The 14,122-nt window shown below is 72.8% G+C and carries 15 protein-coding genes; 7 read left to right on the forward strand and 8 right to left on the reverse strand.

The genetic code is table 11. From position 1 onward, the window contains the following. Positions 1 to 56: 56 nt before the first annotated feature. The 3 genes from ACFVQ0_RS08005 to ACFVQ0_RS08015 form a co-directional block, all read right to left on the reverse strand. Positions 57 to 1,610, reverse strand: coding sequence for a PTS transporter subunit EIIC (locus ACFVQ0_RS08005; protein WP_390085744.1), 1,554 nt, complete (start codon positions 1,608 to 1,610; stop codon positions 57 to 59). A 42-nt stretch (positions 1,611 to 1,652) separates the two neighbouring features. Beyond that, a complete protein-coding gene (murQ, locus tag ACFVQ0_RS08010; protein ID WP_390085746.1) occupies positions 1,653 to 2,618 on the reverse strand; it encodes an N-acetylmuramic acid 6-phosphate etherase in 966 nt (321 codons plus the stop codon). Between the two features lie 78 nt (positions 2,619 to 2,696). Beyond that, a complete protein-coding gene (locus ACFVQ0_RS08015; RefSeq protein WP_123460791.1) occupies positions 2,697 to 3,614 on the reverse strand; it encodes a MurR/RpiR family transcriptional regulator in 918 nt (305 codons plus the stop codon). A gap of 101 nt (positions 3,615 to 3,715) precedes the next feature. Between ACFVQ0_RS08015 and ACFVQ0_RS08020 the strand changes: the two genes are divergently transcribed. Both ACFVQ0_RS08020 and ACFVQ0_RS08025 read left to right on the forward strand, forming a co-directional pair. Next, positions 3,716 to 4,084 carry a hypothetical protein gene (locus tag ACFVQ0_RS08020; RefSeq protein ID WP_390085748.1) on the forward strand — a complete coding sequence of 123 codons (369 nt, stop codon included), beginning with the start codon at positions 3,716 to 3,718 and terminating at the stop codon, positions 4,082 to 4,084. Beyond that, entirely contained in the window at positions 4,081 to 4,356 is a 276-nt protein-coding gene (locus ACFVQ0_RS08025) for a DUF4031 domain-containing protein (RefSeq protein ID WP_390085750.1), read from the forward strand. The genes ACFVQ0_RS08020 and ACFVQ0_RS08025 overlap by 4 nt, the downstream gene beginning before the upstream one ends. Positions 4,357 to 4,406: 50 nt before the next feature. On the opposite strand, the gene ACFVQ0_RS08030 is transcribed toward ACFVQ0_RS08025, so the two are convergent. Further along, complete coding sequence (locus tag ACFVQ0_RS08030) at positions 4,407 to 5,648, reverse strand: Cmx/CmrA family chloramphenicol efflux MFS transporter (RefSeq protein WP_390085752.1); 1,242 nt, start codon at positions 5,646 to 5,648, stop codon at positions 4,407 to 4,409. Between the two features lie 112 nt (positions 5,649 to 5,760). Continuing rightward, a complete protein-coding gene (locus ACFVQ0_RS08035; protein WP_390085754.1) occupies positions 5,761 to 6,435 on the reverse strand; it encodes a hypothetical protein in 675 nt (224 codons plus the stop codon). 72 nt (positions 6,436 to 6,507) lie between these two features. Between ACFVQ0_RS08035 and ACFVQ0_RS08040 the strand changes: the two genes are divergently transcribed. From ACFVQ0_RS08040 to ACFVQ0_RS08055, 4 genes are all read left to right on the forward strand, one after another. Then, positions 6,508 to 7,161: a maleylpyruvate isomerase family mycothiol-dependent enzyme gene (locus ACFVQ0_RS08040; RefSeq protein WP_390085756.1), complete on the forward strand. Its 654-nt coding sequence runs from the start codon at positions 6,508 to 6,510 to the stop codon at positions 7,159 to 7,161. Between the two features lie 121 nt (positions 7,162 to 7,282). Then, positions 7,283 to 8,032 (forward strand): LamB/YcsF family protein, encoded by a 750-nt coding sequence (locus ACFVQ0_RS08045; protein ID WP_390087706.1) that lies wholly within the window; start codon positions 7,283 to 7,285, stop codon positions 8,030 to 8,032. Further along, on the forward strand, positions 8,029 to 8,745 hold the full coding sequence (pxpB, locus tag ACFVQ0_RS08050; RefSeq protein ID WP_390085758.1) for a 5-oxoprolinase subunit PxpB: 717 nt from the start codon (positions 8,029 to 8,031) through the stop codon (positions 8,743 to 8,745). The genes ACFVQ0_RS08045 and pxpB overlap by 4 nt, the downstream gene beginning before the upstream one ends. Continuing rightward, a complete protein-coding gene (locus tag ACFVQ0_RS08055; RefSeq protein WP_390085760.1) occupies positions 8,742 to 9,614 on the forward strand; it encodes a biotin-dependent carboxyltransferase family protein in 873 nt (290 codons plus the stop codon). Before pxpB ends, ACFVQ0_RS08055 begins: the two co-directional genes overlap by 4 nt. 41 nt (positions 9,615 to 9,655) lie before the next feature. Here ACFVQ0_RS08055 and ACFVQ0_RS08060 read toward each other — a convergent pair whose 3' ends face one another. From ACFVQ0_RS08060 to ACFVQ0_RS08070, 3 genes are all read right to left on the reverse strand, one after another. After that, positions 9,656 to 10,198 (reverse strand): hypothetical protein, encoded by a 543-nt coding sequence (locus tag ACFVQ0_RS08060; RefSeq protein WP_390085761.1) that lies wholly within the window; start codon positions 10,196 to 10,198, stop codon positions 9,656 to 9,658. After that, positions 10,195 to 10,740 (reverse strand): hypothetical protein, encoded by a 546-nt coding sequence (locus tag ACFVQ0_RS08065; RefSeq protein ID WP_390085763.1) that lies wholly within the window; start codon positions 10,738 to 10,740, stop codon positions 10,195 to 10,197. Before ACFVQ0_RS08065 ends, ACFVQ0_RS08060 begins: the two co-directional genes overlap by 4 nt. A gap of 101 nt (positions 10,741 to 10,841) precedes the next feature. Then, positions 10,842 to 13,067 carry a heavy metal translocating P-type ATPase gene (locus tag ACFVQ0_RS08070; protein WP_390087708.1) on the reverse strand — a complete coding sequence of 742 codons (2,226 nt, stop codon included), beginning with the start codon at positions 13,065 to 13,067 and terminating at the stop codon, positions 10,842 to 10,844. Positions 13,068 to 13,421: 354 nt separating this feature from the next. Here ACFVQ0_RS08070 and ACFVQ0_RS08075 point away from each other — a divergent pair, with 354 nt between their 5' ends. Continuing rightward, entirely contained in the window at positions 13,422 to 14,111 is a 690-nt protein-coding gene (locus ACFVQ0_RS08075; RefSeq protein WP_390085765.1) for a copper homeostasis protein CutC, read from the forward strand. The last annotated feature ends 11 nt before the right edge of the window (positions 14,112 to 14,122 follow it).

Genomic DNA, 14,122 nt, shown 5'->3' on the forward strand with positions numbered 1-14,122 from the left:
CCGGATGCCGGATGCCGCCCTGTGCCGTGCGCGGGTTTCGGACCCCGCTCCCGGATTCAGACCCCGGCAGCGGCCTTCGCCGGGGCGTCGGAGCCGGTGGTGCTGCTCGTGGGCACGACCGGACCGGGGGCCGAACCCGGGGACGCCGACGGTTCCTGGGACACGTTGAACTCCGTCAGCAGGTCCTTGCTGAAGCCGAAGAAGTACGTGGCGACGAAACCGGCCAGGTAGCCCACGACCAGGCCGCCCGCGTAGATCGCGATCGTCGCGCCCAGGCCGTGGTTGCCGTCCAGCAGCGGGAACAGGGCCCAGCCGGACGGGCCGATCGCGGTGGAGCCGACCGCGTCACCGAGCTGGTTGAAGAAGCCGACGAACGCGCCACCGAACGCACCGCCCACGCAGGCCGTGATGAATGGGCGGCCCAGCGGCAGCGAGACACCGTAGATCAGCGGCTCTCCGACGCCCAGGAAGCCCGCGGGCAGGGCGGACTTGATGGTCTTGCGGATCGACTCGTTGCGGGGGAGGCGGAAGTAGACCGCGATGGCCGCGCCGACCTGGCCCGCACCGGCCATGGCGAGGATCGGGAGCAGAACGGTGTAGCCCTGCTGCTCGATCAGCGTGGTGTGGATCGGGATCAGCGCCTGGTGCAGGCCCAGCATGACCAGCGGGAGGAAGAACCCGCCGAGGACCAGGCCCGCGCCCGCGCCGCCGTTGGACAGCAGCCAGTCGGCGAACGTGCCGATCGCGGTGGACACCTCACCGGCCACGTACATCAGGCCGAAGATCGTCACCAGGCCGGAGATCAGGACCGTCAGGGTCGGGGTGACCAGGACGTCCAGTGCCTCCGGGACCCAGCGGCGGCACCACTTCTCCACGTACACCGCGAGCACCGCCGCGCCCAGGGCGCCGAGGACGCCGCCCTGGCCGGGGGAGAGCTTCTGGCCGAACGCCTCGATGTTCGCGACGCCCGGGAAGACGATGATGGCCGCGACCGCACCGCCGAGGATCGGCGTACCGCCGAACTCCTTCGCCGTGTTGTAGCCGACGAAGACCGCGATCAGCGCCATGAAGCCGGACGCCATCGCCGCCAGGGCCGGGGTGACCGAGGGCAGCCACTCCAGGTTGACCAGCAGGCCGTTGAGCCCGGCGATGATGCCGCAGCCGATCAGGGCCGGGATCAGCGGCACGAAGATGTTGGCGATCTTGCGCAGGAACAGCTTGAACGGCGTGGCGTTCTTCGCCTTCCTGGCCGCCTTCATCTCGGCGCCCTGCGCGGCCAGTTCCTCCGCGGTGAGCGGGGCGGAGGGGTCCGGCGCGGGGGCGGGGGCGGCCGCCGGGGTCGCGGCCTTCCCCTCCTCGACGAGCTTCTCGAACTCCGGCGTGACGCGGGCGACCGTACCGGGACCGAGAACGATCTGGTACGTGTCGTCCTCGACCACGCCCATGACGGCCGGGACGGCCTTCAGAGCCTCGTCATCGACGAGCGAACGGTCGTGCAGGCCCAGCCGGAGCCGGGTCATGCAGTGGGCGATGGAGCTGACGTTCGCGGCGCCACCGACGAGCGGAAGGATCGCGGCGGCAGTGGCGCGGTTCTTGTCTTCTGTAGCCATGGTGCGTGGTGCCTTGCTGTGCGGGGGGTGGAGCGGGAGGGGTCAGGTAGTGCGGGGGGCGGCGGCGAGCGCGGCGCGGAGGTGGCCGTCCGAGGCGGACAGGAGCGTGGCGGCGGTGGGGCCGTCGACCTGGCCGAGGATGGTGAGGATGGCGTTCTTCACCTCGCCGTCGGTGGCGGCGAGCGCCGTCTCGATCTCGGCGTCCGACGCTCCGGTGGCCAGCGCGACGATCCGGCGCGAGCGGGCGCGCAGCTTCTCGTTGGAGGCGCGCACGTCGACCATGAGGTTCCCGTACGTCTTGCCGAGCCGGATCATCGTGATCGTCGACAGCATGTTGAGGACGAGCTTCTGGGCCGTGCCCGCCTTGAGCCGGGTCGAGCCGGTGAGCAGCTCCGGGCCGACGACGACCTCGACGGGGTGCTCGGCGGCGGCGCCGAGGGCGGAGTCCGCGTTGCAGGACAGGCCGATGGTCAGCGCGCCCCTGGTACGGGCGTGCTCGACGGCCCCGATCGCGTACGGCGTGCGGCCGGAGGCGGAGATGCCGACGACGGTGTCATCGGCGGTGAGCCCCAGCGCGTCCAGGTCGGCGGCGGCCAGCTCCTTGCTGTCCTCCGCGCCCTCGACGGCGGTGACCATCGCGGACGGGCCGCCCGCGATGAGGCCCACGACGTGCGCCGGGTCGGTGTTGAAGGTGGGCGGGCACTCGCTGGCGTCCAGCACACCGAGGCGGCCCGCGGTGCCCGCGCCCGCGTAGATCAGCCGGCCGCCGCGCGCCATGCGCGCCGCGGTGGCGTCGATCGCGGCGGAGATCTCGGGCAGCCGGGCGGCGACGGCGGCGGGGACGGTCTGGTCCTCGCCGTTCATGATCCGGGCGATTTCCTCGGTGGGCAGCTGATCGATCTCGGCCAGCTCGGGGCGGAACGCCTCGGTGGTGAGGGTTTCGAGCTGGGCGCGCAGCTCGCCGTATCCGTCGGAAGCGGTGGCGTCGGCGTCGGTGATGGAGGTCATGGAGAGCGGCTCTGCTTTCTTGAACTCGTACGGTTCTGCGGGTGCGGGTGCGGGTGCGGGTGCCTGAGTGGTCAGTGGTCAGCGGGTGCGGGGGTTGTGGCGGTGGGCCAGCGCCTCGTAGGACGCGGCGAGGGCCGGGGCCGCCGTCTCGTACGTGCGCTGCGCGACTCCGATGAACAGGCAGTCGACGACGAGGAGCTGGCTCGTACGGCTCGACATGGCGGCCGGGCGCAGCTCGCTCTCGCGGGCGGTGGACGTGGTCAGCACGTGGTCGGCGTACTGCGTGACCGGCCCGTCGGGGCGGCCGGTGATCGCGATCGTCGTCGCGCCCCGGTCGAAGGCGACCCGCAGCGGCTCGATGACGTCACCGGTCGAACCGGAGTGGGTGATCGCGATCGCCACGTCACCGGCGCGCAGCTGCACGGCGTTGGTGACCGCGAGGTGCGGGTCCATGTTGGAGTGGGCGATCAGGCCGATCCTGGCCAGCTTCTGGGCCAGGTCCTGGCCGACGAGCGAGGAGGCGCCGACCCCGTAGATGTCGATCCGGCGGGCGGTCGCGGCGGCCGCCACGGCGGCACCGAGCTGTACGGTGTCGAGCCCGGCGGCGGTGTCCGCGAGGGTCTGCTGCTCGTCGTAGGCGAGCTTGGCGACCACGTCCGCGATCGGGTCGTCCACCGCTATGTCCGCGGTGACGGCGGGCGCCCGGCCGGACTGCTGGTGGGCGGCGAGACCGGCGAGCGCGAGGCGCAGATCGCGGTAGCCGGGGTAGCCCAGGAGGCGGGCGGTGCGGACCACCGTGGCCTCGCTGGTGCCCGTGAGCTCGGCGAGACCGGTGACCGTCAGGGCGGCGCAGCCCGCCGGATCGCCCGCGACCGCCTCCGCGACCCGCTGCATGGAACGGGTCATGGACGGCGCGAGCGTGCGCACCTTGGCGGCGAGGGCTGCCGGGGCGGGCGGCGAATCAGCGCTGAAACTTTCCTTCAGGTCATTGGTCACCTTTGAAAGATATTTTCAACACTTGGGTCCGTCAACCCCCCTTTGGTCCCGACCTCTGGCGGCAGCGGCGGGGCGCCGCGAGGCAGGTGGACAATGGACGCATGGAGCTGAATCCCCTGGAGCGGGCGCTGCACACCGCCCGCGCACGCGTCATGGCCGACCTCGCCGCCGGAGACGTGGCGGAGGCGCAGATCGTCTCGATGGTCGAGGACGCGGTGACGCACCGCCGCTGGTGGGTCGAGCAGTGGCCGCAGGGCGTGGAATTCGTCGTCGGCCTCGTCGCCCAGGACGTCCAGGACGCGCTCCTGGAGCAGTACGGCCGGTGGCCGCTGTGCCCGGTCTGCGACTCGGGCGACCCGCACGCGCTGGACATCGAACCGGAGCTGGGCCCGGACCCTCACTGGGTCTGCACGAAGGCCACCGTCGCGGTCGCCCCGGTCGGGGCGCTCGGCGGGATACTGCGCCCGTGACCGTCTACATCGATCCGCCCGACTGGCCGGGCCACGGACGGTTCTGGTCGCATCTGGTCAGCGACGTCTCGTTCGACGAGCTGCACGCGTTCGCCGCGTCCATCGGCTGCCCGGCGCGGGCCTTCGAGCGGGACCACTACGACGTGCCGGATGCCCGGTACGAGGACGCCGTACGGGCCGGGGCCCGGCAGATCGGCTCCAAGGAGCTGGTCCGCCGGATCACGGAGGCGGGCCTGCGCCGCCCGAAGGGGCGCGAGCTGCCGGGCCGGTAGCGCTCAGGCGTTCGTTCCGACCGGTGCTCGGCCGTTCGCCGTGACGGCGCTCAGGCGCCCGTCGAGGGGGCGCATACCTCCGCCGGGCCCTGCGACTGCTTCGGTACGGCGGCCGGGGCGCCCGCCACCAGCCGGGACGACGAGCCCCGGCCGCGCTGAAGCCGCAGCGAGACCACGACCGCCACCAGCGCCAGCACGGTCATCGCGGCACCGGCCCACGCGGTCGCCGCGAACCCGAAGTCCGCGTCGATCACCGCGCCGCCCAGCCAGGGGCCACCGGTGTTGCCGCTGTTGAACGCGGCGGTGGTCGTCGCACCGGCCAGCGTGGGGGCGGCGCCCGCGACGTTGAACATCCGGGCGTTCAGCGCCGGGGCGGTGTAGAACGCCGACAGGCCCAGCAGGAACGAGAGCACGATCACGGCGACCTGGTTGGAGGCGAACAGCGCCAGCGCGGCCAGGAAGACCGTGGACGCCGTGATACCGCTCAGCAGCACCCCGAAGAGGTGCGCGTCCGCGACCCGGCCGCCGATCGTCGTACCGATCAGCGCACCGACCCCGAACAGCGCGAGAACGGCCGGGACCCAGCCGGAGTCGAGGCCGGCGACGTCCGTGAGCACCGGCGCGAGATAGCTGAACGCGCAGAACACCCCGCCCGCCGCGAGCGCGGTGATCGTGATGGACAGCCACACCTGCCGGTCGCGGTAGATGCCCACCTCCCGCTTGAGCTGCGGCTTCTCGTCCGGCACGGGGATACGGGGGATCAGCGTCGCCACCCCGACGAGGGCGATCGCGGAGGCCACCCCGACCGCCCAGAACGCGGAGCGCCAGCCGAGGTTCTCCCCGAGGAAGGCGCCCAGCGGCACCCCGAGCACGTTGGCGATGGACAGCCCGCCGATCATCACGGCCATGGCGCGCGCCCGCTGGTTCACCCGGACCATCGCGATGGCGACGGCGGCGCCCACCGCCCAGAACCCGGCGCACGCGAAGGCGCTGAGCACGCGGGACGCGAAGAGGACCTCGTACGTCGGCGCGAGCGCGCCCGCGACCTGGCCGAGCCCGAAGACCGAGATCAGCGCGATGAGCGTGGTGCGGCGCGGCAGCCGCAGCGTGGCGACGGCGAGCAGCGGGGCGCCCACCACCATGCCGATCGCGAACGCGGATATGAGGAGTCCGGCGCGCGGGATCGACACGTTCATGTCGTCCGCGATGGGCGGCAGCAGTCCGGAGAGCATGAACTCGCTGGTGCCGAGTGCGAAGACGGAGAGGCCGAGTATGTATACGGCCAGGGGCATACGCGAGCGGCTAGCGGCAGAGTCGGGCATGACACGTTTTAACAGCGCGCTTACCTGCCGCATTCCCCGGCCGGCCGCGCGGCGGCCCGATCCCACGGTGGCGCAGGTCACCTCAGTGTGCGAGCAGCTCCAGCTCCGTGCGTAGGTTGTGCCGGGCCCTCGGCTCCCACTCGGCCGCCCCGTGCGGGGTACGGAACAGCCTCGGCAGCTCCAGGAGCTGCCGCAGCACGGCCGCCCGTCCCTCCCGGAACGCGTCCTCCGGTACGAAGCCGTACTCCTCGCGCACCTGGGCCGCGTACCGCGCGTACTCCTTCGGCGGCGACGCCAGGATCGCCAGGTCCGCGTCGCACAGCACCTCGCCGTTGCCGTCCCCGGCGGCCGGGTCGTGCGTGACCGTGAGCCGGACCAGCCGGGCGACCTCGGCGGTGGTCGCGGCGGGCACCCCGGCCTCCGGCAGCGCGCGCTCCGCGAGGACGGCGCTGCGCTCCTCGTTCTCCGTCCGGTCGGGGCGGTAGACCGCGTCGTGGAACCAGACGGCGAGCCGTACGGCGTCCGCGTCGGAGGCGTGAGCGGCGAGGGTGTCCACGTGGTCCAGGACCGTCGCCAGGTGGTCGGTGGTGTGGTACTTGCGCTGGGGTTCGGCCCAGCGCGCCAGGAGGTTCTCCGCGTACGGCAGCGGGTCGGGCCCCTCGGCGCCGCGCCGGGTGGCCACGAGGGCTTCCCGCCACCGGCCGCGGAGTGCGTCGTCGGTGCTGCTTTCGTGCGCCCAGCCGGTGTCGTCGTCCATGCCACCGAGGTTACGACCTCCCGTTCACGTAATACCCAAGTCCGCCGGGGAGCGGGATGGTTGGCTGGTGGCATGGCTGACGAACGTGATCCCGAGCTGCCCGGTCTCCTCCTGCGTACCGAGCGAGACGCCTTCATCCCGCTGCTGCGGTCCGCGGAGGCGGGCGATTTCGCCCTGCGCACCGCGTGCCCCGGCTGGACGGTGCGGCACGTCCTCGCGCACTGCGGTTCCGTGCTGAACCGGGTGGTGGAGAGCCGTTTCGAACCGGACGTGTTCAGCCCCGAGTGCAACGACCGCGACATCGCGGAGCGGGCCGGCTGGACGGACGCGGAGGTGGTGGACGAGCTGGAGCGGGGAATGGCGGAGGCGGGTGCCGCTATCGCCAAGGCGGGCGGGGTGCTGGACGGGGTGGCGCTGGGGGAGTGGATCCACGCCGGGGACGTGCGCGAGGCGTGGGGGCTCGAAGGGGCGTACCGGGGCCCGGGGCTGACGCATGCGCTCGCGCTGCTGGCCCCCTTCGCCCGGCACCGGAAGACGCCGCTGCTGGTCGCGCGGCTGGAGGACAGCGGTGAGGAGCTGACCATCGGCACGGAGCACGAGGGCCGGCCGCCCGGCCGCTACCGGGGGGACGGGGCGACGCTGATCCGGCTGTTCGCGGACCGGCCGCTGGTGGGGACGCGGTACGAGCTGGAGGGTGTGAAGGAGAACGAGCTGTTCGTGTTCTGAGCCGGTGTCCGCGCCGGTGTCCGAGCCCGTGTTCCGGGGGCTCGTAGGCGCTAACGTGCGCTTCGTGACGAATCTGATGAATCCGGCGGACCGGGGGGATGCCTCGGCCGCACCGGCTCCCATGGACCTCAACGCGGACCTCGGCGAGGGGTTCGGGCGCTGGTCGCTCACCGACGACGAGGCACTCCTCACCTGCGTGACCAGCGCCAACGTGGCGTGCGGCTTCCACGCCGGGGACCCCTCCGTGATGCGCCGGGTCTGCGACACGGCGGCCGCCCGTGGCGTGCGGATCGGCGCCCAGGTCTCGTACCGCGACCTGGCGGGGTTCGGGCGCCGCTCCATGGACGTCCCGGCCGACGAGCTGGCCTCCGAAGTGGCTTACCAGATCGGCGCGTTGCGGGTGTTCGCGGAGGCGGCCGGGACCACCGTCTCGTACGTCAAGCCGCACGGCGCCCTCTACAACCGCGCGGTCCACGACGACGAGCAGGCGGGCGCGGTGATCGAGGGCGTCCGGCTGGCGGGCGGCGGCCCGGCCGTCCTTGGCTTGCCCGGCTCCCGGCTGCTCGTACGGGCGGCGGAGGCAGGGCTGACGGCGGTCGAGGAGGCCTTCGCCGACCGCGCCTACACCGAGCGCGGCACGCTCGTCCCGCGCACCGAGCCGGACGCGGTCGTGCACGACGCGGACGAGGTGGTGCGCCGGAGCGTCGGGATCGCGGTGGACCGGAGCGTACTCGCGGCCGGCGGCGGCCGGATCGCGGTCGCGGCGCGGTCCCTGTGCGTCCACGGCGACACTCCGGGAGCGGCGGCGATCGCCCGACGGGTCCGGGCCGCGCTGGAAGAGGCGGGCGTCGTGGTGCGGGCGTTCACATGAGTACGCCGACGCCCGAAGGGGAGATCCGGGGGCCGGGGCCGGTCGTGCTTGCCGTCGGAACGGACGCGCTGCTGGTCGAGTTGGGCTCCGGCGAGGAGACGGAGGCCTTCCACGCGGAGGTGCTCCGCCGCCGCGCGGCCGGTGAACTGACCGGCGTACGCGAGGTCGTGCCCGGCGCGCGGACGGTTCTGCTGGACGGGATCGCGGCGGAGACGGCCGGGCTCGCCCGAGAGCTGGCGTCCTGGCCGGTACCGCCTCCGCTGCGGGCCACCGGGCCAGCGGTGGAGATCCCGGTCGTGTACGACGGCCCCGACCTGGACGACGTGGCGCGGGCGTGGGGCGTCACCGCCGCCGAGGTGGCCGCGCTCCACTCCGGGATGGAATTCCGGGTCGCCTTCTGCGGGTTCGCCCCGGGCTTCGGCTATCTGACGGGCCTGCCGGACCACCTCCACCTGCCGCGCAGGGCGACTCCGCGCACCCGGGTCCCGGCCGGTGCGGTGGCCCTGGCGGGCCCGTACACCGGGGTGTACCCGCGTCCGTCCCCCGGCGGCTGGCAGCTGATCGGCCGGACGCCGGACCCGGCCGCCCTGTGGGACCCGGACCGCGAACCACCCGCACTGCTGGTGCCCGGCGCCCGAGTCCGCTTCGTCGAGGCCGGTAGGGACAGCGATACGGATACGGATACGGGACCGGGATCGGGGGTGGAGGTGTGAGCGCCGGGATCGAGGTCGTCCGCGCCGGGGCGCTGACCACCGTGCAGGACGAGGGGCGCTTCGGCCACGCGCACCTGGGGGTGGGCCGGGCGGGCGCCCTGGACGCGCCGTCCGCCCGGCTCGCCAACCGGCTGGCCGGCAACCCCGTCGGCGCGGCGCTCCTGGAGACGACCGTCACCGGCTGCGCGGTCCGCCCGGACCGCGCGGTGCGGGTGGTCGTCGGCGGTGCGCCCTGCCGGGTGACGGTGGAAGGGCGGCCGGTGGCGTGGGGCGCGGCGGTGCGCGTACCGGCGGGCGCGGTGCTGGACGCCGGTCCCGCCGCGCACGGGGTGCGCTCGTACCTGGCGTTCGCGGGCGGCCTGGAACCGGAGCCGGTGCTCGGCAGCAGGTCCGCGGATCTGCTGTCCGGCCTCGGCCCCGACCCCCTGCGCGACGGCGACGTGCTGCCGCTGGGCCCGCCCCGGCCTCCGCAGACCGGCCCCCCGACGGCGGCGGCCGTTCCGTGGCCGGGGGTGCCCGCCGAACTCGTGCTCCCGGTGCTCCTCGGCCCCCGCCACACCTGGTTCACGGCGGACGCCCTGCGCACGCTCACCACCGCCGCGTACCGCGTCTCGGCGCAGAGCAACCGGATCGGCCTGCGCACCGAGGGCCCCGCGCTGGACCGTGCCCGGGAGGGCGAACTGCCCAGCGAGGGGATGGTGCTGGGCGCGGTCCAGATCCCGCCGGACGGCCGCCCGGTGGTGTTCCTGAACGACCATCCGACGACGGGCGGTTATCCCGTGGTCGGTGTCGTCCCGGAAGCCGCGCTGGCCGGGGCGGCGCGGGTGGTGCCGGGGACGGTGGTGCGGTTCGTGCGCACGGCGAGGTGATCCGCCGGGGCGCTCATCGGCCGTCGGCAGCCGGGCCGGCCTCAGTTCGCGGCGGGCAGCCCGAAGTGCTCGGTGATGATCCGCATCGTCACGGCTCCGTCGGCGTTGTACGACGGATCGGCGTCGTACACGGGGGTCTCCCGGCCGACGATCCCGGCGGCGAGCAGCTCCCGTATCAGCCGGTCGCCGCTGCGGTGCGCCTCCCGGCGCATCCCGATGTTGAAGTAGTCCAGCTCGAACCCGCCCCGGCTGTAGGAGTAATTGAACGGGTGCTCTTCGCAGTGCGGGACCGAGTAGTTCTGCCCGTGCGGGCATTCACATGCGGGGGTGGAGGCCAGGAAGACCGTAACGACCCGGTCGGGCCCGCCGAACCGCTCGTCGTAGCGGAATCCGGTGATGTCGCGCGCCAGATCCGAGACCTCCGGGCCGCTGACGGCGGCCGCGTCGTACGTCACCCAGGCCCAGCCGTCCGACTCGCCCGCCGTGCGGACGGGGAGCGCCGCCTCGGTGGAGACGGCGGTGAGGGTGGGCAGGTCCAGGCCCTTGGCGTAGATGACGTAGGTGTTCGGGGCGATCGTGTTCACTGCGCCGTCACCTCGAACACCTCACGTGCGAGCGGGGGCGACGGCAGGTCGAAGGCGTCCGCGATCGCCCTCACGATCCGGAGCTCCCTCTCGCCTTCGTGCTCGTAGCAGTCGTGGGCTTCGTCCGTGCGCCACTCCTCGCACTCAGCGTCGGGGCCTATGAGGTTCGCGGCGAGGAGCTCGGCCGAGATGTGGTCGGGGTTGTCCCCCACCCGCTCCCCGATGTCCTCGAAGCTGAAGTACAGAGTCGTGGCACCGCTGCGCAGGTAGTGGAACTGGGGCCCGTGTGCCTTCGCGCTGCACGGCTCGGTGACGAACACCACGAGCTCCGTGCCCTCGGGACACACGCCCCGGTAGTCGGGTTGCTCGTAGTCCTCGGAATCCTCGTCGATCATGTCGTGCACCGCCCAGGCCCAGCCGCCCGCCTCGCCCTGGGCGAGCGGCTCGCGGTTCAGTTCGCGCAGGCCGGAGGCGAGGGCGTCGAGGGACAGGCCACGGGCGAGGACGAGGTTCACCTCGTGGCCGGGAAAAGAATCGTGCATCCAGCTGGTCATGCCGGAAGATTAGACGCGGCCACTGACAACAGGACTTTCCGGACTCCCTGTTGAGCGCGGGAGCCCGGAAAGGGGGACAGGGTTATAGGTCACGCCCTGGCGCGGAACCCCCGCAGCCGCAGCGAGTTGCCGACCACGAACACCGAGGAGAACGCCATCGCCGCACCCGCGATCATCGGGTTCAGCAGCCCCATCGCGGCCAGCGGCAGCGCCGCCACGTTGTAGGCGAAGGCCCAGAACAGGTTCGTCCGGATGGTGCCAAGCGTCCTGCGCGACAGCCGGATCGCGTCGGCGGCGGCCCGCAGATCGCCCCGGACCAGGGTCAGGTCGCCGGCCTCGATCGCCGCGTCCGTGCCGGTGCCCATCGCGAGGCCCAGATCGGCCTGGGCGAGGGCGGCCGCGTCGTTCACGCCGTCACCGACCATCGCGACCGAACGGCCCTCCGCCTGGAGGCGCTTGACGACGTCGACCTTGTCCTCCGGCATGACCTCCGCGTACACCTTCTCGATGCCGACCTCGGCCGCGACCGACTCGGCCACCGCCCGGTTGTCACCGGTCAGCAGGATCGGCGTCAGGCCGAGTGCCCGGAGCCGCACGATCGCCTCCGCGCTGGTGTCCTTCACCGCGTCGGCCACCTCCAGCACCGCCCGCGCCTCGCCGTCCCAGGCGACCGCGATCGCCGTGCGGCCCGCCGCCTCCGCCTCGGCCTTGCGGCGTGCCAGCTCCGCGGGGAGGTGGATCTCCCACTCGGCCAGCAACTGCTCGCGGCCGACGAGGACGGCGTGTCCCTCGACGACGCCCTGGACACCGAGACCGGGGACGTTGACGAAGTCTTCGGGGGTGGGGAGCGGACTGGTGGTGCGTTCGGCGGCTCCGGCGGCGACAGCCTGGGCGATGGGGTGTTCGGAGGCGTGTTCCAGTGCTCCGGCGAGGCGCAGGACGTCGGTCTCCGTGGTGCCGGTGGCGGTGTGGACGGACTGGAGGGTCATCCTGCCGGTGGTGACGGTGCCGGTCTTGTCGAGGACGATGGTGTCGACGCGGCGGGTGGTCTCCAGTACTTCGGGGCCCTTGATGAGGATGCCGAGCTGGGCGCCGCGTCCGGTGCCGACCATGAGGGCGGTGGGGGTGGCGAGGCCGAGGGCGCAGGGGCAGGCGATGATCAGTACGGCGACGGCGGCGGTGAAAGCGGCCGTCAGGCCCGAACCGGTGGCGAGCCAGAAGCCGAGCGTGCCGAGCGCGAGCAGGATCACGACGGGGACGAACACCGCCGAGATCCGGTCGGCCAGGCGCTGGGCGGCCGCCTTGCCGTTCTGCGCGTCCTCGACCAGCTTCGCCATCCGGGCCAGCTGGGTGTCGGCGCCGATCCGGGTCGCCTCGACGACGAGCCGGCCGCCCGCGTTGAGCGTGGCACCGGTCACCGGGTCGCCCACGCCCACCTCGACGGGGACCGACTCACCGGTGAGCATGGAGGCGTCGACCGCCGAGTTGCCCTCGACGACGGTGCCGTCGGTGGCGATCTTCTCGCCGGGCCGGACCAGGAAGCGGTCCCCGGTCCGCAGGTCCGCCGTGTCCACGGTGACCTCGCGGCCGTCGCGCAGGACGGTGACCTCCTTGGCGCCCAGTTCGAGCAGGGCCTTCAGCGCCGCCCCCGCCTTCCGCTTGGAGCGGGCCTCGAAGTAGCGCCCGGCCAGGATGAACGCGGTGACTCCGGCGGCGGCTTCGAGATAGATGTTCCCGGCGCCGTCGCTGCGGCCGATGGTCAGCTCGAAGGGGTGCGTCATGCCGGTCATCCCGGCGGTGCCGAAGAAGAGCGCCCACAGCGACCACAGGAACGCGGCGGAGGTGCCGACCGAGACCAGCGTGTCCATGGTGGCCGCGCCGTGCCGCGCGTTGGTCCACGCGGCGCGGTGGAAGGGCCAGCCCGCGTACGTGACGACGGGTGCGGCCAGGGTCAGGGAGAGCCACTGCCAGTTGTCGAACTGGAGCGCAGGGACCATCGACATCGCGATCACCGGCACCGCGAGCAGCACCGCCGTGATCAGCCGCTGCCGCAGCGGACGGAGCTCGTCGGCCTCCGCCTCCTCCTCCGCTGCCGCTGCCATTCCGTCGGACGCGGAGGCGGCGCGTACCGGGGGAGCGGGCTCCTGCGCGCTGTAGCCGGTCTTCTCGACGGTGGCGATCAGGTCCTGTACGGAGACGTCCTCGCCCCGGTAGCTGACCTTGGCCTTCTCGGTGGCGTAGTTGACGGTGGCCTCGACCCCGTCCATCCGGTTGAGCTTCTTCTCGATACGGGCCGCGCACGAGGCGCAGGTCATGCCGCCGATGGCGAGCTCGACCTCTGCGGCGCCGGTGGTGGCTGCGGTCTGCGCGGACACGGGGCCTCCTCGGTAGGTGATCACGGGATCACGGTGATCACAGTGATCACGGCTTTCAGTAAGTTCATTTATACCCCTGGGGGGTATGCGGTGCTGATTCAGGTATACCCCCTACCCCTATGCGCGCGCAAGGGTTGCCCCTGGTGGATCCGTGCATTCCGGTCGTCCGGCCGCCTGGCGAGCCTCTGACCTCGCGTATCTTGCGTGCGCGGTGAGACTGTGTCCTCGGCCGCTCGGCCCGTAGGCTGGCCATTGGACTAGACCTATAGCTGCTTCCTGGAGGATTGGGTTCCCATGAGCAACCGTGCAGTCCTGGAGGTGATCGCTCTCGACGCGGAGGACGCGGTCGCTGCCCAGGCGGGTGGTGCGGACCGGCTTGAGCTGGTCACCGACATGGCGGCGGACGGCCTCACCCCGTCCTGTGCGACCTTCGCGGCGATCCGCGCCGCGGTGGACATCCCCCTGCGGGTGATGCTCAGAGTGGCGGACGGCTTCGCGGCCGGTGACATCGAGGTGCTCGTGCGCAAGGCGCGCGAGCTGCGGGCCGAGGGCGCGGACGAGTTCGTGTTCGGCTTCCTGGACGCGGACGGCCGCCCGGACCTCGTCGCGGTCGAGCGGATCATCGCCGAACTGGACGGCTGCCACTGGACGTTCCACCGCGCGATCGACCGCGCCTCCGACCGGGACGCCCTGCGCAAGTCACTCGCGGACCTGCCCGGACTGGACACGTACCTCACCGCGGGATCGGCCGCCGGGGTGGACGACGGCATCCCGACGCTGCTGGTCGAGGCGGCGCGCAAGGGGGAGCCGGGGTACGAACCGCAGATCCTCGTCGGCGGCGGACTGCGCCTGGACCACCTGCCGGAACTGCTGGACGCGGGGATCGACGCGGTCCACATCGGCGGGGCGGCGCGGCCGGACGGCTGGTCGGGGCCGGTGGACGCGGCGGCGGTACGGGAGTGGCGGACGGTGCTGGACGCGTAGGGCGGCGGAGC

The sequence above is a fragment of the Streptomyces sp. NPDC057900 genome (assembly GCF_042887885.1).
GTDB lineage: Bacteria > Actinomycetota > Actinomycetes > Streptomycetales > Streptomycetaceae > Streptomyces.

What these genes read in the sequence shown, in the direction of transcription:
- ACFVQ0_RS08005 (WP_390085744.1), bottom strand. Translation starts at nt 1,610, where the DNA reads ATGGCTACAGAAGACAAGAACCGCGCCACTGCCGCCGCGATCCTTCCG.
- murQ (WP_390085746.1), bottom strand. Translation starts at nt 2,618, where the DNA reads ATGACCTCCATCACCGACGCCGACGCCACCGCTTCCGACGGATACGGC.
- ACFVQ0_RS08020 (WP_390085748.1), top strand. Translation starts at nt 3,716, where the DNA reads ATGGAGCTGAATCCCCTGGAGCGGGCGCTGCACACCGCCCGCGCACGC.
- ACFVQ0_RS08030 (WP_390085752.1), bottom strand. Translation starts at nt 5,648, where the DNA reads ATGCCCCTGGCCGTATACATACTCGGCCTCTCCGTCTTCGCACTCGGC.
- ACFVQ0_RS08035 (WP_390085754.1), bottom strand. Translation starts at nt 6,435, where the DNA reads ATGGACGACGACACCGGCTGGGCGCACGAAAGCAGCACCGACGACGCA.
- ACFVQ0_RS08040 (WP_390085756.1), top strand. Translation starts at nt 6,508, where the DNA reads ATGGCTGACGAACGTGATCCCGAGCTGCCCGGTCTCCTCCTGCGTACC.
- ACFVQ0_RS08045 (WP_390087706.1), top strand. Translation starts at nt 7,283, where the DNA reads ATGGACCTCAACGCGGACCTCGGCGAGGGGTTCGGGCGCTGGTCGCTC.
- pxpB (WP_390085758.1), top strand. Translation starts at nt 8,029, where the DNA reads ATGAGTACGCCGACGCCCGAAGGGGAGATCCGGGGGCCGGGGCCGGTC.
- ACFVQ0_RS08065 (WP_390085763.1), bottom strand. Translation starts at nt 10,740, where the DNA reads ATGCACGATTCTTTTCCCGGCCACGAGGTGAACCTCGTCCTCGCCCGT.
- ACFVQ0_RS08070 (WP_390087708.1), bottom strand. Translation starts at nt 13,067, where the DNA reads ATGACCTGCGCCTCGTGCGCGGCCCGTATCGAGAAGAAGCTCAACCGG.
- ACFVQ0_RS08075 (WP_390085765.1), top strand. Translation starts at nt 13,422, where the DNA reads ATGAGCAACCGTGCAGTCCTGGAGGTGATCGCTCTCGACGCGGAGGAC.